The following is a 20,610-nucleotide window of genomic DNA, read 5'->3' as shown; positions in this document are numbered from 1 at the left end:
GCTTCCGCAATCGCGTTCTGCAAGTGTTTTAGAGCCGCTCTATTCGATGCGGCTCTAAAAGACTTCTAACTGGCTTTGATTACGCAGCCTGATCGCGCGCGACGCCAACGAGACGCACCAGCTCCTTGCGGACTTCATCGCCATTGCTGACACGCGCCGCAAACCGCAGGCGTAGCGCACGGGCGCCAAGCACAAGATCGCAGCCTTCCGGGTCGACGCCAGTCATGCGCCAATCGCCGGCAGGAGCGCCGAGAAGCTGCGTGGCATAAAGCCCGATCGCATCGGCGTGATCTTCGTTCATGTGAGACACGATGCCCTGCTCGGCCTCCACCAGAGCCTCCGCTCCAGACAGGTCGACGAGCAATTGCTCGCGCGGAAGATCGAAGATGCGCCCGAAGCCGCCAATGTAGTGGGCGGTTTCGACCTGCAGCGTATAAAACGAGAAATCAGGGAAGCTCGCATAGCCCGCTGCACTTGGATGGCGGGCCAGAAAACGGCGCGCAACCGATTCGTCCGTCACGGGCCGCGCCTCGCCGACCAGCGTGATTCGCGAGCCCTGCATGGGATCGGCCTCAGTTCCGGTCGCGTCGATCAACAGGCTAGCGCGCGCATCTTCCAGCAGATTCCGGGTATGCAGCGCCAGCTTGGAGATCAGGAAAATAGGCGTTCCATCGGCCGTTGTTGCTGTCAGCAGCAGCGAAGCATATGGATGGCTGCCCGGCGTCAGCAGCGTCGCGAGCGAACCCTTCATCGCTGATCTGATTATTGTTCGCGCCAGCACATCGGTTTCCTTAATATCGGAAAAAGACGGCTGTTTTGCAGGCTCTTCAACAGACATGGGCGCTCCCCCGCTTCCTGTGGACAAGCTATTCAGATAACGTTCAGGCAGAAATCACGAAATTGGCTCTGCCACAATTGATACACCTTGGAGCCATAAAGCGCGGCGGGGTGGTACTCTGCCGCAGGGTCGGGACATGATGAAAGAAAAAAGCACGATCGCGCTGGTTGATGACGAGCGGAACATTCTCACATCGCTACGTATGGCGCTTGAGGCCGAAGGCTACAAGGTACGCACGTATAACGACGGCGTGTCCGCACTGGAAGCCTTGACCGAAGATCCCGCCGATCTCGGCATCTTCGATATCAAGATGCCGCGTATGGATGGCATGGAACTTCTGCGTCGAATCCGCCAACGCTCCGACATGCCGGTCATCTTCCTCACCTCCAAGGACGAAGAGATCGACGAACTGTTCGGCTTGAAGATGGGCGCCGACGATTACGTCGCCAAGCCGTTCTCGCAGCGTCTCGTCGTTGAACGGGTGAAAGCGGTTCTGCGTCGCTTCCAGCCGAAGGATCCGGCGGCTGTAACTGAAACGGAAGCGGCACGTATCCTGGAGCGCGGCAAGCTGAAGCTTGATCCCGAGCGCCACAACTGCCACTGGGACAACAAGCCCGTTACGCTCACCGTGACGGAGTTTCTGATCCTGCAGGCACTTGCCGCACGCCCCGGCGTCGTCAAGACGCGTGACGCGCTGATGGATGCCGCGTATGACGATCAGGTCTACGTTGATGACCGCACGATCGACAGCCACATCAAGCGCCTGCGCAAAAAGTTCAAACAGGTCGATGACAACTTCGACGTCATTGAAACCCTGTATGGCGTTGGCTACCGCTTCAAGGAAGCTTGAAGCGCGGAGGGAAGATGACGCTCGAATCCGGGCGATCTAAAGAGCAACCGCTGCCACCGGATCAGTTCGCCAACCCGCAAGGGCTGGCGGGCGACGTCCGGAGCGCGACCATGCCTGTGTTTTCCGCTGCCGCAGCCAAAGTAACGGCGATGTATAGGGCCGTTTATGCGGCAGTCTCACCAATGACCGCTGCAATCGGCAATGTTGCGCGCAACGCATTCAATTTCATTCACAGCGCCGCCACTTCAATCGCATTGGGATCTCCGGCAGCGGCTGCCGATGCCGGCGATGCCGCATCCCGTCCGAGTGCATTAGCACCGTTGCAGGCCTGGTTTTCCCGTCAGCGGATCGTGCGCTTCTTTTCTGCCAGTTTGCTACGGCGCATCCTGATCTCGAATCTGCTCGGCTTCATCATCCTGCTGGGCGGCATTCTCTATCTAAGCTCGTTCCACACCTGGCTGATCGACGCCAAGGTCGAAGCGCTGACCACGCAAGGCAAGATCATCGCCGACGCCATCGCGGGCAACGCCAAGGTCGTGCGCGAGCAGATCGTCATCGACCCGGACTCCCTCCCCGATGCGCCACCGGCCGTAACGCGTTACCGCGACGACGGACTGGCATCGCTGGAACTGTCGATCCATCCCGAAGATGTGACGCCAATTGTACGCAAGCTGATTCAACCGACGAACACGCGTGCACGGATTTATGGCCGCGACGGCACGCTGATCGTCGATACGCAGCAGACGCTGGCGCGCTGGAAAGCGCTGCGCAATGAGCCGACCGGCGCGGACGGTGACAGAACCAAAACGCAGAATTTCTGGACGCGCCTGACGCGCTATCTCTTCCGCGAACCGCTGTCGGTTTATCAGGAGATCGGCACCGGCAACGGCATGGCCTACAAGGAAGTGCGTGAAGCACTGACCGGCCAGGAAACCAGCATGCTGCTGCTCAACCGCAAGGGCGAGCAGATTGTTTCGATTGCTCAGCCGATCAAGCGCTTCGGCGAAGTGCAGGGCGTGTTGTTGCTTTCAACCCGGCCGGGCCAGATCGACAAGATCCTCAACGAAGAACGCGTCATCATTCTGATTTTTGCGGCCGTTGCGCTGCTTGCCTCGGTGGTGACTTCGCTGTTGCTGGCGCGCACGGTTGCCGGCCCGATCCGCCGCCTTTCCGCTGCCGCCGAACGCGTCAGCCAGAGCATCGACGCACGCACGCAGCTGCCGCAATATCGCAACCGCACCGATGAAGTTGCGCAGATGGCCGAAGCATTCCAGGCGATGACCGGAGCGCTGTGCCGCCGCATCGAGGCCAGCGAGAAATTTGCCGCCGACGTTGCGCACGAGCTAAAAAATCCGCTTACCGCCGCACGCTCCACCGCTGAATCGCTGGGCTACGCCAAGACCGATGAACAGCGCATGCATCTGGTCGGGCAAATTCAGGACGAGTTGAAGCGTCTCAATCGCCTGATCACCGACGTATCGAAGTTTTCGCGGCTCGATGCCGAACTGGCGCGCAAGGAAATGCGCCACGTTCATGTGCCTACGATGCTTGAAAACGTCGTATCGATTTTCAGCGACATCATTGGCGATGACAGCCGCAGAGTAACTCTGGAAATCGGCGCCGAACCCTTCTCTGGCGCATTTTACATCGTCGGTGATGAAGGCCGGCTCGGACAGGTGCTGACAAACCTGATCGACAACGCAATCTCGTTTTCGCCCGAAGGCGGCAACGTGAAGGTGCTGGCGCGGGTCGCCTCCCCGCACCTTGAAATTTTCGTCGAAGATGAAGGCCCCGGCATCCCCGCCGACCGTCTGGAAATCATCTTCGACCGCTTCTACTCCGACCGCCCGGCAACGGACACCAGCCGCGGCAAGAACTCCGGGCTAGGCCTCAGCATCTCACGCGAGATCGTGCTTGCGCACGGTGGCGACATCCTCGCAGAGAACCGCTATCCGTCGAATGCCGGGCCCGATGATGTGCCCGATGCCACGCCATGCGGCGCCCGGTTCACCGTTCGGTTGCCGATGGCCAATCCCACGCACCGGGGCAGCGCTTCGGGTGGCCGCCGTGCCTGAGCACCTGCCCGCAACCCATCACGGTACCGCAATCGCGGTTGATGGACGGGCAGCGCTTATTCGCGGCGCTTCAGGTGCCGGCAAATCCGATCTGGCATTGCGTTGTATCACCCTGCCGCCGTCCCTGCTGTTGCCGTCACCGGCTGAGCTCGTTGCCGACGACCGGGTCGTTATGGCGAGCGATGGCAATCGACTGCGCATTGAACCGCCCAGCACCCTGGCCGGCCGCATGGAGGTGCGAGGGCTGGGAATCGTTGCGATGCCCTATGTGCCGTGGGCATTTGTTGAGCTGGTAGTGGACCTTACGGCGCCGGCCGAGGTCGATCGGCTGCCCGATCCGCCCTTGCGCACGAACCTGCTGGGCATAAATCTGCCTTTGCTGCGGTTGGCTCCGTTTGAGGCCTCAGCACCGATAAAGCTGCTTCTGGCCTTGGAAACTTGCAAAGACTAGCGTTGGATACCCCACGGACAGTTGCATAGGGAGAAGCCAAATCCACTTGCGCCCCGTAAGAAGCCTTGTAAATTCTGCCGCGCTGCGAATAGGCCCTGCCAGGGATTTGCCCGGCGAAAGCAGTCAGCGATCGCAACGATCAAGCCCCTCGCCCACTAGCGGCAGGGCAACAGACGAGATCGGCTTTATTCCATGATCGGACTTGTCATCGTTACCCATTGCGGACTCGCGCTAGAGTTTCGTTCTGCGCTCGAACACGTGGTGGGGCCCCAGACACAGCTTGAAACGGTCTCCATCGGACCGGATGACGATGCTGCCCTCAGGCGCGGTCAGATCATCGAGGCCATCCGGCGCGTCGATACCGGCGACGGCGTTATTCTCCTTACCGACATGTTCGGAGGCACGCCCTCCAATCTCGCCATCTCGGTGATGGACGAAGCCAACGTGGAAGTCATTGCAGGCATCAACCTGCCCATTCTTGTCAAACTCGCCAGCATCCGCAGCGAGAAGCCGCTGGCCGATGCGGTACAATGCGCGCGCGATGCGGGCCGCAAGTACATCAAGATCGCCAGCCAGGAGCTGTCGGGAGAAGGTTCGAGTTGAGTATGCCAGAGATCGAGAACAGCTCCCGCCCTGAAGCGCTGGTGACGATACGCAATTGCAAAGGGCTGCATGCCCGTGCTTCCGCAAAATTCGTCAAATGCGCTGAGACCTATGATGCCGTCATCACCGTGACGCGCGATGGACAGTCGGTGGGAGGCACCTCAATCATGGGGCTGATGATGCTTGCCGCTGGACCCGGATCGACGCTGCACATGACGGCGCAGGGCCCACAGGGGCCGGAAGCGCTGCAGGCGCTGGTTTCGTTGGTCGAGGATGGTTTTGGCGAGGAATGCGTCGAAGACGGCTGAGCGCTGCTAAGGCGGCGTCAGGTGTTTTAGCCCACTTGCGATATAGATGCGCGCATAGAAAAAAGGAGCACACCGCTGCGCGCTCCCTTCAAAATCTACCAGATTTTTTATTCCGGCTTATCGCGACAGATAAAGCGACGACATTTTCAGCGCGATATCGCGGAACGCCTGCTTGAGCTGGTCACCGTTGTCAGCGATGTAGACCTTGTTCGGGTCCGTGGCGCAGTCGTTCATTAGCTTCTTCGCCGCCTGTATGTTACCCACCGCAAATCCGATGGTGTAAACTTCAATGCCGGTCGCTTTCATCGCCGTGCAGAGCTTCAGTGCCTGACTGGTTGAATCACCGTTGCTGGCATTGCAATTGATGTGATCGGCATCGCTGCCGCTGCCATCACCGGAGTCCTTGGCGATCACGCCATTACAGTAGGCGGTGTTGAATTCACCGTCGGTCATCAGCACTGCAATCTTGCGCAGCAACGGCTGCCCCTTTCGTCCCTTCTCGGTCAGCTTGCTGTAGGAGGCAGGTGCGCTTTCGCCGGTAAACACGGTGTTCCAGTTCGGCGACAGCGTATACCACCCCCAGGCGACGCCGATGTGGCCTGCAGTAGAACCTGCGGCCTGATAGGCGTCGATCGCAGCATTAAGGACGGTCTTGTTCTTCGTGAGCGGAACGAGTTGGGCTGTGGGGCATGGATTGCTCGACGCCGGATAGTTGAGACCGACCTTCGCCGTCGACGGGCCCTTGTCGGTAAACTTTTCCGAGCCGATACGCTCTGTTGCGCAATTGCTGACGGAAAACGTCTTCTGGCTCGACCGTGATGCAGCGTTGGTGAAAGTGAATTTTTGCGATCCCGGTGTCGTCGACGTACCAGACTTGATTGATCCGCGTGCGGTCGTCGCCAAGCTCGATCCCACGTTGACCGCGGCGGCGTATGGCACCAGCGCCACCTTGGAATAGTACTCGCTCTGATCGTCCCAGATCACCGTGTTAATGAGATCCTTCGCCGCATCCTTCAAATCACGGATCTTCGAACCCGACATCGAGCCGGTAATATCGAGAATGAGCGACACCTCAACACTTTGGCCGCCATTGCCGCCAACCTGAATTTGCGACTGCGCAAACTTTGCTTCAGCGGCGCTGATCAACGCCAGCTTGGATATGCCCTCTCCGCCCATGAGCTTCGTGAGCGCCAGCAAAGGTGTCGCGATCTCGGCGGTTCCTGAAGCGCTGATGCCCTTCTTGTCATCGCGCACCGTGAAGCTCACCGAATCCGACACTACATCCAGCCGGCTCTTCACGTTCTCGTCGTAGTAGCCTTTGGCAGCTTCGAGCGCCGCGGTCTCAGTTCCACCGGTCTGCAGCACGCGTCCGCCAGCCAGGACTGCGGCGTCAATTGCATCGAGCGTCTTGTCACGCGCGTGGAGCCAACGGCTGAAATCGATGGCGGCACCCGCGGCCAGCATGACCACAAGAATTGAAAGCCCGAATACAATGGCTACGCCGCCGCGATCGTCGCGTCTGAAACGGCGCAATCCCTGACCAAAATGACCTGCCCGGCGCACCCAGAAACGGTTCATCGACGCCCTCACCCTGCAAATATCAGTTGTTGTTCGCAGGAATATGCATCGTTCAAAGATTGAATGTTATTAAAAGATCAAACGCCCGCTTCTGATGCATAATAATTTATTATTCCGGCCATTAGCTTCGCAATTTATTTAGATTAATAAATCGTTATTTCCCGAAAAATCAGCTCGAGATGCATGTGCTTATGGCTACCGCCCCGGCCAGCACGCCCCGCAGACTCGAGCCCGGCATCCCTGGAACACATATAAGGACTTGTTTATATCTTGTTGCGGTGCGGGACGTGTCTCGCTAGAAGAGCCGCTAAAGGTGGCCAAAGCCGCCGTCCACCGGCCTCTCGGGTCGTCAGTCAAGGAGCACACGCGCATGGGTAAGCCCGTCGACTACGTCGTCAAAGACATCAGCCTCGCCGATTGGGGTCGCAAGGAAATCGCCATCGCCGAAACCGAGATGCCCGGCTTGATGGCCACCCGCGAAGAATTCGGCGCTTCTCAGCCGCTCAAGGGCGCGCGCATCGCCGGCTCGCTGCACATGACCATCCAGACCGCTGTGCTCATCGAGACGCTGGTCGCCCTTGGCGCCGATGTGCGTTGGGTCTCCTGCAACATCTATTCAACCCAGGACCATGCCGCCGCCGCGATCGCCGCTGCCGGCATCCCGGTGTTCGCTTACAAGGGCGAAACCCTGCAGGAATACTGGGACTTCACGCGCCGGCTGCTTGAGTGGGGCGATGGCGGCACGCCGAACCTGATTCTCGACGATGGCGGCGACGCCACCATGCTGGTCCACCTCGGCCTGCGTGCCGAAAAGGGCGACACGGCATTCCTCGACAAGCCCGGCTCTGAAGAAGAAACGGTGCTGTTCAACCTGATCAAGAAGACGCTGAACGAAAAGCCCGGTTGGTTTGCCGAGCTGGCCAAGAACATCAAGGGCGTCTCGGAAGAAACCACCACCGGCGTGCATCGTCTTTACGACATGCAGAAGCGCGGTGAGCTGCTGTTCCCGGCCATCAACGTCAATGACAGCGTCACCAAGTCGAAATTCGACAACCTCTATGGCTGCCGCGAATCGCTGGTCGACGGCATCCGCCGCGGCACCGACGTGATGATGGCTGGCAAGGTTGCCATGGTCGCTGGCTTTGGCGACGTGGGCAAGGGTTCGGCCGCATCGCTGCGCAACGCAGGCTGCCGCGTGCTTGTTTCCGAAATCGATCCGATCTGCGCGCTGCAGGCGGCGATGGAAGGTTATGAGGTCGTGACGATGGAGAACGCTGTTCCCCGCGCCGACATCTTCGTGACCGCCACCGGCAACAAGGACGTCATCACGTCCGAGCACATGCGCGGCATGAAGGATCGCGCCATCGTGTGCAACATCGGCCACTTCGACAACGAGATCGAAGTTGCGGGCCTGAAGAACCTGAAGTGGAACAACATCAAGCCGCAGGTCGACGAGATCGAGTTCCCCGATGGTCACCGCATCATTCTGCTGTCCGAAGGCCGTCTGGTGAACCTTGGCAACGCAATGGGGCACCCCTCATTCGTGATGTCGGCGTCGTTCACCAACCAGACGCTGGCGCAGATGGAGCTGTGGGCCGCCTCGGGCAAGTACAAGAACGAAGTCTATACGTTGCCCAAGCATCTCGATGAAAAGGTTGCCCGTCTGCACCTTGAGAAGATCGGCGTTGAGCTGACCAAGCTGAGCCCGGAACAGGCGGCTTACATCGGCGTCACCCAGGAAGGCCCGTTCAAGGCCGACCATTACCGTTACTAAGTCCTGCCCTCTTGCGAACCGCAACGCGGCTGCTGCCGCTTGCCGGAGCCAACGACTGATCGCTGCGGGTTGAGAATGCCCGCAGCGATCATGGTCTCCCTGGAACCGATGATCACGCCGCGCGCTGATACGGCACGCGGCGATCATGGTCTGGATTCAGCCATCACCACCGTGCGCGTGCGTCTTGTCGGCAGCACCTCGCTGCCAAAAGCTCCCGCCCTTGCTTCTGCGACGGCTGCACGGCTGGCCACGGCGGTCCTGCCTGCCGCATACTCGGATGTGATTCGCCCCTGAGGGCGATGGCGCCGGGCCTTTGTCCGTTGTTCGTTGCGTCTTTGGCCTCGGGTGCCCCCTTTCCTGTCCCGGATCCCGATGCAGTTTGCGACCCTGACCCGACTTGCAAGAAAGCCGTATGGGCTGGCCGCATTAGCAACGGCGAGCTTTGCATGCGTGCTGCTGCTCGCCGCCAGCGTCACATCCGGCGCCGGATTCAATCTGCCATTGCTGGGCGCCCAGGCCGGCATTCTGCTCGGCGCAACCGCAGCCGCCCTGATCATTGCGGGCGGGATCGGCTGGATGGCGTTTGATCGTCTGCGCAGCAAGGAGAGCCAATCTCGTGCGGAAATAACCGCGCTGAAGCGCTCTCTCACTGCAGCGGACTCTGTCATCCGTTCCGAGCCGCAGGTGTTGCTCTATTGGGAGCAGGACAAGCCTCTGGCTGTCGCTGCCTATACGTTGCATGGCATCCCCGGCCTGCCGGACTCGCCTGAAAAATTCCTGCGCTTCGGCAACTGGCTGGAACCGGCTTCCGCGGCCGTATTGAAACCCGCCATCGATGCCCTGTTCGCTTCCGGCCACCCGTTCAACCTGATTGTCCGCACGACAGCCGACGGCCACCTCGAAGCTGAGGGCCGTACCTCGGGCGGCCGCGCGATACTGCGCTTCCGCGATGTTGCCGGCCATCGCGATGAAGTTGCGCGAGTCATGGCTCAGCATCAACGGCTGGCCCGCGAAGTCCGCGCCAGCCGTGCGTTGCTTGATGCTCTGCCCATACCCGTGTGGCTGCGTGCCAAGGACGGCCGTATCACCTGGGTGAACAACGCATACGTTCGCGCCGTTGAGGCGCGCGGCCGCTCAGAAGTGCATGAGCGTCAGATCGAGTTGCTGGAGCAGCGCCAACGCCGCAATGCCGCCCGCGTGCTGGCTCGCGGCGAAGGATACCGCGACCGCCTGCATCTGATTGTTGGCCGCGATCGGCGGCTGTTCGATGTGACGATGCTGCCATTCGATGAAGCAACGGCGGCGGTGGCCGTTGAAGTGCCGTCGCTGGAAAAACCGCAGGGCGAAGGTGAGCGGCCGCAGTTCTACGACAGCACGCTCAATCGCGTTGCAACCGCTGTGGCTGTCTTCAACGATCGCCAGCAGCTCGTGTTCTTCAACGAAGCATTCCGCAAGCTGTGGCGTCTTGATGAAGCCTGGCTGAAATCTCGTCCCTCCGCTGGCGCCATCCTCGATCGACTCCGCGAGCTTGGCCGTCTGCCGCAGGTCGTGAACTATGCCGAGTGGAAGGAAAACATTCTCGACGCTTACGCCAGCCCTTCAGTCAGCGACGATACCTGGTCGCTGCCGGACGGACGCACGCTGCAGGTCCGCCCGGAAAAGAACTCCGACGGTGGCATCACCTATCTGTTCATCGACGATACCGACAGACTGGCGCTGGAGCGCGAGATCAATGCGCTCGTCAATGTGCAGCGCGAGACACTCGACACGCTGAAGGAAGGCGTTGCGGTTTTCGGCACCGATGGTCGCCTGAAGCTTTTCAACGCAGCGCTGGCAGAAATCTGGGATCTGCCGAAGCGGGCATTGGCGGAGCATCCTCACATCGATGCCTTCATCGAACAGTCGCGGCCGCTGTATGACGATCCGACAATCTGGAACCGGCTAAATCATTCGGTCACATCGATCTCCGAGCACCGCGAAGAGTTCACCGGCCAGATGATGCGCTCCAACGAAACGCTCATCGACTATGCCGCCATGCCGCTGCCCGATGGCGCAACGCTGCTAACGTTCAGCGATGTGACCAACGCCAAGCGGTATGAGCGCATGCTGGAAGAGCGCAACGCCGCGCTCGTTGCCGCCGACCGCATCAAGAACGCCTTTATCAGCCACGTTTCCTACAAGCTGCGCACACCGCTGACATCCATCATCGGCTTCAGCGAGATGCTGAGCAATCCGATCATCGGGCCGCTTAATGACAAGCAGGAAGAGTATCTCGCCGACATCTCCAATTCGTCGACGGAACTGCTCACCACTATCGACGACATCCTGACGCTGGCTTCGATTGACGCGGGCTCGATGGATCTGAAGCAGGCGCCGATTGACGTTTCGACGGTTATCGATGCCGCCATTGTCGGCGTGCGCGAAGCTGCCTCCCATTCCCGACTGTCGCTGAGCATCGGCGTTGCCGACGACGCGCGCTCATTCATTGGCGACGAAGCACGGGTGCGGCAGATATTGTTCAATCTGCTGTCCAATGCGGTCAGCTTCTCCAAGCCCGGCGACACCATCGAGATCAACTGCCGTCGCGACGGCGAGATGGTTGTGTTCACCGTGGCCGATGAGGGCGTTGGCATCGCCAAGGAAGACCTGTGGCGGGTGTTCGATCGCTTCGAGAGCGGCAATCACAGCGCCGGCCACCGGGGCGCCGGCCTGGGGCTTTCAATCGTCAAGAGCCTCGTCGAGTTGCACGGCGGCACCGTTACGCTGGAATCGGAACCTGACCTGGGCACACGCGTCACTGTGCGCCTTCCGGCCAACGGACGCCCTGATAAAGCAGATCCGGCCTTGCCTTATGAAGGCCCTGCGGCTCAGTTATCGGCCGGTAGTAAATCAGCCTGATGTGAGCCCGTATGCCGGCGCCCGACGTTTTCACCCATGTGTTTCCCTGCCTCAACGAGGCCCAGCTTGCCAACCTCGGCGCGGATCTCGCGTTTGTCGCCCGCATCGGCGATCTGCTGACGCTCAGCGGCGAATTGGGTGCGGGCAAGACCACACTCGCGCGTTCCATCATCCACACGCTGATGGACGGTGCGCAGGAAGAAATTCCGAGCCCCACCTTCACGCTGGTGCAGACCTATACGACGCCGCGCATGGGCGTTGCGCATTTCGACCTTTATCGCCTTGGCGCGCCGGAAGAACTGGACGAGCTGGGTCTGGATCTGGCGCTGACGGAAGGCATTGCGCTGGTGGAATGGCCAGAGCGCGCTGATAGTTTCCTGCCGCACGACCGGCTGGAAGTGCGCATCGACGATCCGGATGAAGGCACCGATACCGGACGCGATGACACCGCAGACGATGACGTCAACGGCGAATACGAAAACGCAAGCCGCCGTGTCACGCTGACCGGCTTCGGCGCATGGGCATCGCGGCTGCACCGCTTCATCGCCATGCGCACGCTCGTCTACGGCAACGGTGGCGAAAGCGATGCCGCCAACCCGCGCCAGATCCGCTACCTGCAAGGCGATGCTTCGGCGCGCCGATACGGCCGCATTTATGCAGGCACGCAGTGCGAGGCGATCCTGATGGATGCGCCGCGCCAGCCCGATGGCCCGGTCATTCGCAACGGATTGCCCTATAGCCGCATCGCGCATCTCGCCGAGGACGTCCGGCCATTCGTTGCGGTGGCCGATGCGTTGCGCGCAGTTGGCGCAACGGTTCCGCGCATCAGGGCGCAGGATTTGGCAAACGGGTTTCTCATCATCGACGATCTCGGCGATCGCGTGTTCGGCGCGGAAGTGCTGGCAGGCACTGCTGACCAGGCCACGCTGTGGCGCGCCGCAACCGATGTGCTGCTTGCACTGCACGCCGCACCGCCACCACGTACGTTACCGGTTGCAGGCGATGGCGAACACGAACTACCCCGCTACGATGGTACTGCTATGGCCATCGAAACCGAGCTGATCACCGATTGGTTTTGGCCGGCGGTGAAGGGTGCACCTATCGACGATGCCGCACGCGCGCAATTTGTTGCGCTGTGGCGCGATGTGATTGCCGAGCTTGAGAAAATGCCGCCCGCCTGGGTGTTGCGTGACTATCACTCGCCCAACCTGCTGTGGCTGCCGGAGCGCGAAGGCGTTGCACGTGTCGGACTAATTGACTTTCAGGATGCCATGTGCGGGCCGGCGGCCTATGATCTCGTCTCACTTCTGCAGGACGCGCGCGTTGATGTGCCAGCCGAGCTTGAGACCGAACTGCTTGACTATTATTGCAACGCGTCGGCGGGCCGCGAGGGCTTCGACCGCGAGCGTTTCGCGTTTTCCTATGCAGCGCTCGGCGCCCAGCGCAACACCAAGATCGTCGGCATCTTCGCCCGCCTCGCCAAGCGCGATAACAAGCCGGGCTACCTGCGTCACATTCCGCGGCTATGGCAGTATCTGGAACGCGACCTTGCCCATCCGGCGCTTGAACCGTTGCGACACTGGTACGATGCGCATTTTCCAGCTGAATTGCGCGGCGCCATCCCCGGCTGACAGAGGCATTTCATGACCGCGCAGAATGACAACGATCCCATGGCGGACACTTCGGAAGCCACGTGGCGCCCTGAGGCTGCGATGGTTCTCGCCGGTGGTTTCGGCAAGCGCATGCTGCCTCTGACGCGCGATATTCCCAAGCCCATGGTGCCGCTGAAAGGGCGTCCGCTGATCGATCATGTGCTTGATCGCATTGCGGCGGCCCGCGTGCCACGTGCTGTCGTGAATGTGCACTACTGCGCCGACGTACTTGAAGCGCATGTAAAAACGCGGACGCACCCGCAGATCACCATATCGGATGAGCGCGCGGAGTTGCTCGACACCGGCGGCGGCGTCGTCAAGGCGTTGCCGTTGCTCGGCCCGGAACCATTCCTCATTCAAAACTCTGACTCGGTGTGGCTCGAAAGCGTAACTCCGAATCTGGAGCGTCTGTTTTCGTTCTGGAACCCGGACATCATGGACAGCGCAATGCTGCTCGCCTCAACCGCGACCAGTCTGGGCTACGATGGTTCCGGCGACTTCGTGATGGACAACGACGGCCGCCTTCACCGCCGCGCTGAAGGGCGGATGGCGCCGTTCGTATTTGCCGGCGTATCCATCGCGCATCCGCGTTTGTTCGAAGGCGCGCCTACGGGGCCGTTCTCGCTCAACAAACTATGGGATCGCGCCATCGACAATGGCAGACTCTATGGTATCCGCCTCGACGGAACATGGATGCACGTTGGCACGCCGGAAGCTCTGGGCGATGCGGAAAGGTTGATCGACAGTGGGGACGCAGCCTGACGATATGGAAGGGGTTTTCGGGACATCGGACACACCGGTTGCCGGTGCGCGCGTGTTCACCGTCCCCAGCGGCAGGCCGTTTCTCTATTCGGTTGCGCACGCCATCCTGAGCGGCGATCTGGCCGGCGCAACCGGCAAACCACCAACGCCGCTTGAATTGCCTGATATCACATTGCTGCTGCCGACCCGACGCGCAACGCGCAGCATGCAGGAGGCATTCTTGTCGGCGGCCGGTGGGCGCGCGCTGACACTACCGCAGATACGGCCCATTTCCGCCAGCGAGGAAGATGCCACGCTGCTGGCCGGACTTGCGGGCCCCGGAACGCTTGGCACCGACGCCCTCGACCTGCCGCCCGCCGCAAGCGAGATCGAGCGACGGCTGGTGCTCACCATGCTGGTGCAGCGCTGGTCCGAAGCCATTCGCAGTGCGGGCGGGGATGCAGCGCATCTTTCCGATCACGCCGTCGCCGCAGGGGCCAATACACCCGCGCAGGCTGCCCACCTCGCCGCTGAACTTGCGCGCCTGATGGACATGATCGAAACGGAAAACGTTCCGCTCGATCGCCTCGCGACGCTGGTGCCGGATGAATACGCCGCGCACTGGCAAGATACGCTGAAGTTTCTCGAAATCATCACAGCGTTCTGGCCCGCGCACCTTGAGGAGAAACAGCTTCTCTCTCCAGCGGAGCGGCGCAACCGGGCAATACTTCTGCAGGCCGAACAGCTCGCAAAGCTGCCGCCCAAAGGGCCAGTGATTGTTGCGGGCGTAACGGGCTCGGTTCCTGCAACGGTGGAGCTGATGCGTGCGGTCGCGCAGTTGCCGGAAGGCGCGATCGTGCTGCCGGGCATTGATCTCTATCTCGATACCGAAAGCTGGAACGCGATTGCTCACCACCCGGAGCATCCTCAGTTCGGTTTCCATAAGTTGCTCACCGCTCTCGGCGTGCAGCGCTCCGACGTGCAGATGTTGCCCGGAACGGAAACGCTTCCGATCCTGCACGAACGCGATGCGCTGATTTCCGAGATGATGCGTCCTTCCAGCACGACCGCGAAGTGGCGCCGATACGTTGCATCGACGATGCCCGACGCCGTGCGCAACGCGCTCGACGGCATGTCGCTTATCGAGGCGCCCACTGCGCAGGACGAAGCCGAAACCATCGCACTTATTCTGCGTGAAGCGGCTGAAACACCGGGCCGCACCGCCGCGTTGATCTCACCGGATCGACTGCTGGCCCGCCGCGTTGCCGTGCGGCTGGAAGCGTGGGGCATCCGTGTTGACGATTCCGCTGGCCGGCCGTTTGCCAAAACACCGCCGGGAACATTCCTTGATCTCGTTGTCGCCACCGCCGCCGAGGACTTTGCGCCCGCAGCTGTAATGGCTCTGCTCAAGCATCCGCTGGCGCGTCTTGGCCTCGACGCTTTCACCATTCGCCGCTCGGCACGCGCATTGGAACTTATCGCATTCCGAGATGTGTATCTCGGCAGCGGCATCGACGGCATTGCCGATGCACTGGAAATGGCGCGCGCGAATGTCGACGAAGGCCGCCGCCGCCAACGGGCGGTGAAGCGCCTGTGGGAGGAAGACTGGGCCGCCGCGCACACGCTGGTCGATCTTCTGCGTGAGGCCTACGCGCCTCTGACGGAAGCGTTTGCCGATCGCGACGAGCAACCGCTGGCGCAGCTTGCCGAGGCACACATTGCTGCCGCCGAAGCGATATGCCGCCTGCCGGAAGACGCGGATGCTGACGATGGCAGCTCGCCGCTCTGGCGCGAGGAAGCGGGCCGCGCAGGCGCCAGCTTCTTTGCCGGGCTGATCGCGCCCGAGGCGCCGCAACTGTCGGTGCGCGCCCATGACTACGCCGACCTTTATCGCAGCCTCATCAGCGCTGAAAATGTGCGCCAGCACGTTGCCGTTCATCCTCGGCTTGCAATCTGGGGACCGTTCGAGGCACGTCTGCAACAGCCGGATGTCGTTATTCTGGGCTCGCTGAACGACGGCACCTGGCCGGAGGCAGCCGACCCTGGACCATGGCTCAATCGCCCGATGCGCGCCGAGCTTGGCCTGCCGTCACCGGAAGAAAAGATCGGCTACGCTGCGCACGATTTTACATCGCAACTCGGTGCGCCGCGCGTTTACCTGACGCGTGCAGAAAAGATCGATGGCGTACCAACGGTGCCGTCGCGCTGGCTGATGCGCATGCAGGCGCTGCTGTCCGGGCTTGGTGTTAGCGACGCGCTCAATTCAGACAAGCCGTGGCTCGGTTGGGCGCGTATGCGCGACCACATCGGCACTCGCATCCGGCTTAACGCGCCTGCGCCGTGCCCACCGGTGGACATGCGTCCGCGCCGCATCAGCGTGACTCGCATCGATCAATGGCTTGCAAATCCCTATGCAATTTTCGCCAGCGAGATTCTCAATCTCGAGTCGTTGCCGGAGCTGGGCGCAGACCCGACCAACGCACTGCGCGGCAGCGTCGTGCACGAAATCATGAACCGCTTTGCGGCGAAGTTTCCCGATCAGCTACCCGAAAATATCCATGGCGAGCTGACAGCCATGGCGCAGGATACGCTGGCCAATTATGCGCAGAACCCCAGGATAAAAGCCTTCTGGCAAGGGCGGTTTGAGCGGTTCGCGCAATGGTTCGCCGAGCATGAGCCGCAATGGCGCGAAGGCATGGAGCGCATCGTGTCGGAGGTTTCAGGCAGGCTGATCATCGAAGCACCTGCCGGACCGTTCACGCTTTCAGCGCGCGCCGATCGCATCGATGTGCGCAGCAACGGCATTGTCATTGTCGACTACAAGACCGGCGGCATACCGGCCAGGAAATCCGTGCTCGATGGCACCAGTCCGCAGCTGTCGCTGGAAGCAGCGATTGCACAGAGCTCCAGCGGTTTCGCCAAGGTGCCCAACGGCGCTGTCGCCGGTCTGCGATACATACGCGCGACCGGCGCAGAGCCACCGGGCGAGCAGCTGTTCATTGACCCGAGCGAGGCAGATCTCAATCAGGTTGTTGCCTCGGTGCTCGCAAATGTAACCGCCCTCATCAGCCAGTTCGATGATCCGGCGACGCCTTACCGCGCGCTGCGACGGCCAGGTTTCACCTACCTCTATGACGACTATGCGCATCTGGCGCGCGTGGCCGAATGGTCCATGCCCGGCGAAGATGAAGGGGCCGCATCATGAGCATTGATCCGCCCATCAACGATCTCGAACGCACAAAAAAGTCCCAGCGCGATGCTGCTGATCCTGCAGCCTCCGTTTGGGTCAGCGCCAACGCCGGAACCGGCAAGACGCATGTACTGACGCAACGGGTGTTGCGCCTGATGCTGGCCGGCACCAAGCCGGAGCGCATCCTCTGCCTCACCTACACCAAAGCCGCTGCTGCCGAAATGTCGAAGCGTGTGTTCGACACGCTAGCGAGCTGGGTGAGCCTGCCGGACGACGCGCTGCAAGCAAGATTGCAGGAGCTCAACAACCGGACGCCGACATTCGACGAAGTTCAGTTCGCACGCACGCTGTTCGCCGTTGCCATTGAAACGCCGGGCGGGTTGAAGGTGCAGACGATCCATTCGTTCTGCGAACGTCTGTTGCAGCGCTTTCCGCTTGAAGCCGGTGTAACGCCGGGGTTCTCTGTTCTCGACGACACGCTGGCGCGCAAGCTGCTGCGCGAGGCAATCGACGCAACCCTGTTCGATGTAACCGGCAGCGCCGACAGCGGTGCACAGGCACAGGCCCTTGCCGCCATCATCCCGTTCGCATCGGAAGACGTCTTCGACAAAGTTCTGGCCAACGCGTTGCATCAGCGCCAATGGCTGGATAGCGCCCTGCGGATCGATTTCGGCGCTGGTCCGGACGACGAGTTCCAAGGCCTCGACCGTGCGTTCCGCCGCGCCTTCAGTGTACGCGAAGGCGTAACAGCAAAACAAATCGACGACGACATCGCCGACCTGTTCGACGACTCAACACTGTCTCACTTGCGCGATGCACTGACCGGTGGATCAAAGTCCGATCAGGATCTGGCCGCGCACATCATCAAAGCGATCTCGGCACGATCAGCAGCAGCACGCGCGGCCGCATTGAAAGGGTATTTGCTGACCAGCGAGGGCGCCGCCCGCAAGCGTCTGATGACGAAAGGGGTGAGCGAAGCTTCCACCGGCCTGATGGACACGGCGACCGATGCACAGACGCGCTGCCTCGACCTTCAGAACGAGAGCCGAGCGGTCCGCGCAGTCGAGGCGACCATTGCGCTTCACCGTATCGCCAGTGTCGTGCTGCAACGATACTCGGTTGCGAAAATGCGGCGCGCGGCGCTGGACTATGACGATCTCATCACCAAAAGCGTTTACCTGCTCAGCGGGCAGGATCTGGCATCGTGGGTGATGTTCAAACTGGATCGCGGCATCGATCACATCCTCGTCGATGAAGCGCAGGACACCAGTCCGGAGCAATGGCAGATCGTTGCATCGCTGGCGCGCGAATTCTTCACCGGCGAAGGGCAGATGGAAACCATCCGCACGCTGTTCGGCGTCGGCGATGAGAAGCAATCGATCTACAGCTTCCAGGGTGCCGATCCGCGCCAGTTCGCAGCCATGGGCGCGCGCTTCGCCGAAATGAGCGGCCCCGATGCGTGGCGTCGCATCCCGCTCGATCTGTCGTTCCGCACCGTTGCGCCGATACTTGAAGCCGTTGACCGCGTGTTCTCCGACCATTTGCGTACACCGGGGCTCACGGCTGATCGCAGCCGCATCCATCACGCCGTACACCGGATGGGGCACGGTGGTGTTGTCGAGCTTTGGCCACCGGAGCTGGCGGAGGACGCGGTCAAGTCCGACCGCTGGGCGCCGCTGGAAGAGGAACACGAGCAAAAGCCGATCGCGCGTGTTGCCGACCGCGTCGCCAACACCATTCGCTCGTGGCTGGACAAAGGCGAGATGCTCGCCTCTGAAGGGCGTCCAATACACGCGGGCGACATCATCATCCTGGTGCGCAAACGCAGGCCATTTGCCGATCCGATGGTCGCCGCTCTCAAGGCGCGCAACATTCCGGTCGCCGGTTCCGATCGCCTGCGCTTGTCCGATCAGATCGCGGTGCAGGATCTGGTTTCGCTCGGTGATTTCCTCACCCTGCCCGAAGACGATCTGGCACTGGCTGAAGTGCTGAAGTCGCCGTTGATCGGCCTCGACGACGACGACCTGCTGGCCATCGCGCATGGACGCAACGGCTCGTTGTGGAAAGGGCTGATCGCACATAAAGGCGACAACGAACGCTTCCGCACCGCGTTCGAAACGCTCAAGCGCTGGCGCTCGCGCGCGGACTTTGTACCGCCGTTCGAATTCTTCGCGTCGATCCTCGATCGCGAGGGTGCCCGTTCGCGTCTGCTGGCGCGTCTCGGCAGCGAGGCCGCCGACCCGATCGACGAGTTTCTCAACCTCGCACTGCGATATGACGATGCCGAAGCGCCTTCGCTCACTGGCTTCCTGACCTTCCTGCGCAAAGCAGAGAGCGAAGTGAAGCGCGACATGGAACAGGGGCGCGATGAAGTTCGCGTCATGACCGTGCACGGCGCCAAGGGCCTGGAAGCGCCAATTGTCTTTCTGCCCGACACCTGCGGCACGCGCTCCAACTCCGGCAAGGGCGACGAGTTGCTGACACTGGACGGCGTCGCGTTGCCAGAGGGCACGAAGGACAAGCCGTTCGTATGGGTTGTCAAAGGCACTGGCAAACATCCGCTGATCGAAGCGGCAAAGGCGGAAGAATCCCGGCGCGAACTGGAAGAGCGCAATCGCCTGCTCTACGTCGCCATGACCCGCGCCCGCGACAGACTCTACGTCGCCGGATTCGCAGGCAAGAACGGTCCGGCCGCCGGCAGCTGGTATGAGCTGATCGAGCTAGGCCTTGAGGGCCTGATGGAAAAGGTCGACACCGGGGACGGAACAACGGCGCGCCGTTACAGCGTTCCGCAGTCGGCGGCGCCCGGCAAGCCGAAGTCCGAACACAGGCGCCAGACCACCATTACGGCGCTGCCTGAATGGGCCGCCGTTGCTGCGCCCAAGGAAGCTGCGCTTTCCATTCCGCTCGCCCCGTCCCGCCTTGAGGCCTATGCGCCCGACGAGGAAGGCGAAGCGTTGCCGGTGCAGCCGGAGCACCGCCGGGCGGCCGAGGAAGAACCCGCCGCCCCTTCGCCACGTCTGCAAACCAGCGAGCATCGGTTCCTGCGCGGCACGCTCACCCATGCGTTGCTGCAACATCTCCCGACATTACCGGTTGCGGGATGGCAGCAGGCGGCACACACATTTCTGGAGCTGCGCGGCGACGCGCTCAGCGCTGGCATGCGCGCAAGCATCGCCAAAGAGACGCTGGCAATCCTCACAGCACCGCAGTTCACCGATCTGTTCGGGCCCAGCAGCCGGGCCGAGGTGCCCATCGTGGCCCTGATTCCGCACCCCAACGGACGCAGCGCTCCGCTGAAACTGATGGGCCAGATCGACCGGCTGGTGGACACCGGTTCGGAGGTGCTGATCGTCGATTACAAGACCAATCGCCCGCCGCCCCGCACCATCGAGACGGTCGCGCCAGCCTATCTTTACCAGCTTGCGGCCTACCGGCTTGCATTGCAGGAGATCTATCCCGGCAGGGTTGTGCGCGCGGCCCTGCTGTGGACCGATGGCCCCCGCATGATGATGTTGCCGGACGCCCTCCTGGACGACTATACCGGGCGCCTCTGGAACATTGACCTGGATAACCTTGACGGGCAGAGGTCGCATTCCTAACTTCCCCGCACGAAGAGGCGTAGCCGCCCGTGCGGTGCTTCCTGCGCTTC

The 20,610-nt window shown here is 61.4% G+C and carries 14 protein-coding genes; 12 read left to right on the top strand and 2 right to left on the bottom strand.

The features are described from left to right. Window positions 1-79: 79 nt before the first annotated feature. Window positions 80-838: a HugZ family pyridoxamine 5'-phosphate oxidase gene (locus C6Y62_RS06410; protein WP_173953248.1), complete on the bottom strand. Its 759-nt coding sequence runs from the start codon at window positions 836-838 to the stop codon at window positions 80-82. A 139-nt stretch (window positions 839-977) separates the two neighbouring features. Here C6Y62_RS06410 and C6Y62_RS06405 point away from each other — a divergent pair, with 139 nt between their 5' ends. The 5 genes from C6Y62_RS06405 (at window position 978) to C6Y62_RS06385 (ending at window position 5,125) form a co-directional block, all read left to right on the top strand. Beyond that, window positions 978-1,688, top strand: coding sequence for a response regulator transcription factor (locus tag C6Y62_RS06405; RefSeq protein WP_068460126.1), 711 nt, complete (start codon window positions 978-980; stop codon window positions 1,686-1,688). Window positions 1,689-1,870: 182 nt separating this feature from the next. Then, the gene (locus C6Y62_RS06400; RefSeq protein WP_173953247.1) at window positions 1,871-3,763 is read left to right on the top strand and encodes a sensor histidine kinase; all 1,893 of its coding nucleotides are present in this window, start codon (window positions 1,871-1,873) and stop codon (window positions 3,761-3,763) included. Beyond that, window positions 3,747-4,214, top strand: a complete 468-nt coding sequence (locus C6Y62_RS06395) for an HPr kinase/phosphorylase (RefSeq protein ID WP_338074473.1) — start codon at window positions 3,747-3,749, stop codon at window positions 4,212-4,214. Before C6Y62_RS06400 ends, C6Y62_RS06395 begins: the two co-directional genes overlap by 17 nt. 192 nt (window positions 4,215-4,406) lie before the next feature. After that, window positions 4,407-4,817 (top strand): PTS sugar transporter subunit IIA, encoded by a 411-nt coding sequence (locus C6Y62_RS06390; RefSeq protein ID WP_068460091.1) that lies wholly within the window; start codon window positions 4,407-4,409, stop codon window positions 4,815-4,817. Window positions 4,818-4,819: 2 nt separating this feature from the next. Continuing rightward, on the top strand, window positions 4,820-5,125 hold the full coding sequence (locus tag C6Y62_RS06385) for an HPr family phosphocarrier protein (RefSeq protein ID WP_068460093.1): 306 nt from the start codon (window positions 4,820-4,822) through the stop codon (window positions 5,123-5,125). Window positions 5,126-5,242: 117 nt separating this feature from the next. Here C6Y62_RS06385 and C6Y62_RS06380 read toward each other — a convergent pair whose 3' ends face one another. After that, window positions 5,243-6,703 carry a pilus assembly protein TadG-related protein gene (locus C6Y62_RS06380; RefSeq protein WP_173953245.1) on the bottom strand — a complete coding sequence of 487 codons (1,461 nt, stop codon included), beginning with the start codon at window positions 6,701-6,703 and terminating at the stop codon, window positions 5,243-5,245. 370 nt (window positions 6,704-7,073) lie between these two features. Between C6Y62_RS06380 and ahcY the strand changes: the two genes are divergently transcribed. The 7 genes from ahcY to addA all read left to right on the top strand — a co-directional run bounded on the left by ahcY (window position 7,074) and on the right by addA (window position 20,560). After that, window positions 7,074-8,477, top strand: a complete 1,404-nt coding sequence (gene ahcY / locus C6Y62_RS06375; RefSeq protein WP_173953244.1) for an adenosylhomocysteinase — start codon at window positions 7,074-7,076, stop codon at window positions 8,475-8,477. Window positions 8,478-8,552: 75 nt separating this feature from the next. Then, window positions 8,553-8,771, top strand: a complete 219-nt coding sequence (locus C6Y62_RS06370) for a hypothetical protein (protein WP_173953243.1) — start codon at window positions 8,553-8,555, stop codon at window positions 8,769-8,771. Between the two features lie 78 nt (window positions 8,772-8,849). Continuing rightward, the gene (locus tag C6Y62_RS06365; RefSeq protein WP_246274427.1) at window positions 8,850-11,375 is read left to right on the top strand and encodes a sensor histidine kinase; all 2,526 of its coding nucleotides are present in this window, start codon (window positions 8,850-8,852) and stop codon (window positions 11,373-11,375) included. 11 nt (window positions 11,376-11,386) lie between these two features. Further along, window positions 11,387-13,006, top strand: coding sequence for a tRNA (adenosine(37)-N6)-threonylcarbamoyltransferase complex ATPase subunit type 1 TsaE (tsaE, locus tag C6Y62_RS06360; RefSeq protein WP_173953241.1), 1,620 nt, complete (start codon window positions 11,387-11,389; stop codon window positions 13,004-13,006). Window positions 13,007-13,018: 12 nt separating this feature from the next. Further along, window positions 13,019-13,789 (top strand): nucleotidyltransferase family protein, encoded by a 771-nt coding sequence (locus C6Y62_RS06355; RefSeq protein ID WP_246274425.1) that lies wholly within the window; start codon window positions 13,019-13,021, stop codon window positions 13,787-13,789. A gap of 4 nt (window positions 13,790-13,793) precedes the next feature. Beyond that, window positions 13,794-16,973 carry a double-strand break repair protein AddB gene (gene addB / locus C6Y62_RS06350; protein ID WP_173953240.1) on the top strand — a complete coding sequence of 1,060 codons (3,180 nt, stop codon included), beginning with the start codon at window positions 13,794-13,796 and terminating at the stop codon, window positions 16,971-16,973. After that, entirely contained in the window at window positions 16,970-20,560 is a 3,591-nt protein-coding gene (gene addA / locus C6Y62_RS06345) for a double-strand break repair helicase AddA (protein WP_173953239.1), read from the top strand. The genes addB and addA overlap by 4 nt, the downstream gene beginning before the upstream one ends. Window positions 20,561-20,610: the final 50 nt, after the last annotated feature.

Source organism: Hyphomicrobium sulfonivorans (genome assembly GCF_013306565.1).
Classification (GTDB): domain Bacteria; phylum Pseudomonadota; class Alphaproteobacteria; order Rhizobiales; family Hyphomicrobiaceae; genus Hyphomicrobium_A; species Hyphomicrobium_A sulfonivorans.
The sequence above is the reverse complement of the archived record's forward strand: the minus strand, read 5'-3'. Positions and strand labels throughout refer to the sequence as shown.

Coding starts and splice junctions, on each gene's coding strand:
- C6Y62_RS06410 (WP_173953248.1), bottom strand. CDS start 838: ATGTCTGTTGAAGAGCCTGCAAAACAGCCGTCTTTTTCCGATATTAAG.
- C6Y62_RS06405 (WP_068460126.1), top strand. CDS start 978: ATGAAAGAAAAAAGCACGATCGCGCTGGTTGATGACGAGCGGAACATT.
- C6Y62_RS06400 (WP_173953247.1), top strand. CDS start 1,871: ATGACCGCTGCAATCGGCAATGTTGCGCGCAACGCATTCAATTTCATT.
- C6Y62_RS06390 (WP_068460091.1), top strand. CDS start 4,407: ATGATCGGACTTGTCATCGTTACCCATTGCGGACTCGCGCTAGAGTTT.
- C6Y62_RS06385 (WP_068460093.1), top strand. CDS start 4,820: ATGCCAGAGATCGAGAACAGCTCCCGCCCTGAAGCGCTGGTGACGATA.
- C6Y62_RS06380 (WP_173953245.1), bottom strand. CDS start 6,703: ATGAACCGTTTCTGGGTGCGCCGGGCAGGTCATTTTGGTCAGGGATTG.
- ahcY (WP_173953244.1), top strand. CDS start 7,074: ATGGGTAAGCCCGTCGACTACGTCGTCAAAGACATCAGCCTCGCCGAT.
- C6Y62_RS06370 (WP_173953243.1), top strand. CDS start 8,553: ATGCCCGCAGCGATCATGGTCTCCCTGGAACCGATGATCACGCCGCGC.
- C6Y62_RS06365 (WP_246274427.1), top strand. CDS start 8,850: ATGCAGTTTGCGACCCTGACCCGACTTGCAAGAAAGCCGTATGGGCTG.
- tsaE (WP_173953241.1), top strand. CDS start 11,387: ATGCCGGCGCCCGACGTTTTCACCCATGTGTTTCCCTGCCTCAACGAG.
- C6Y62_RS06355 (WP_246274425.1), top strand. CDS start 13,019: ATGACCGCGCAGAATGACAACGATCCCATGGCGGACACTTCGGAAGCC.
- addB (WP_173953240.1), top strand. CDS start 13,794: ATGGAAGGGGTTTTCGGGACATCGGACACACCGGTTGCCGGTGCGCGC.
- addA (WP_173953239.1), top strand. CDS start 16,970: ATGAGCATTGATCCGCCCATCAACGATCTCGAACGCACAAAAAAGTCC.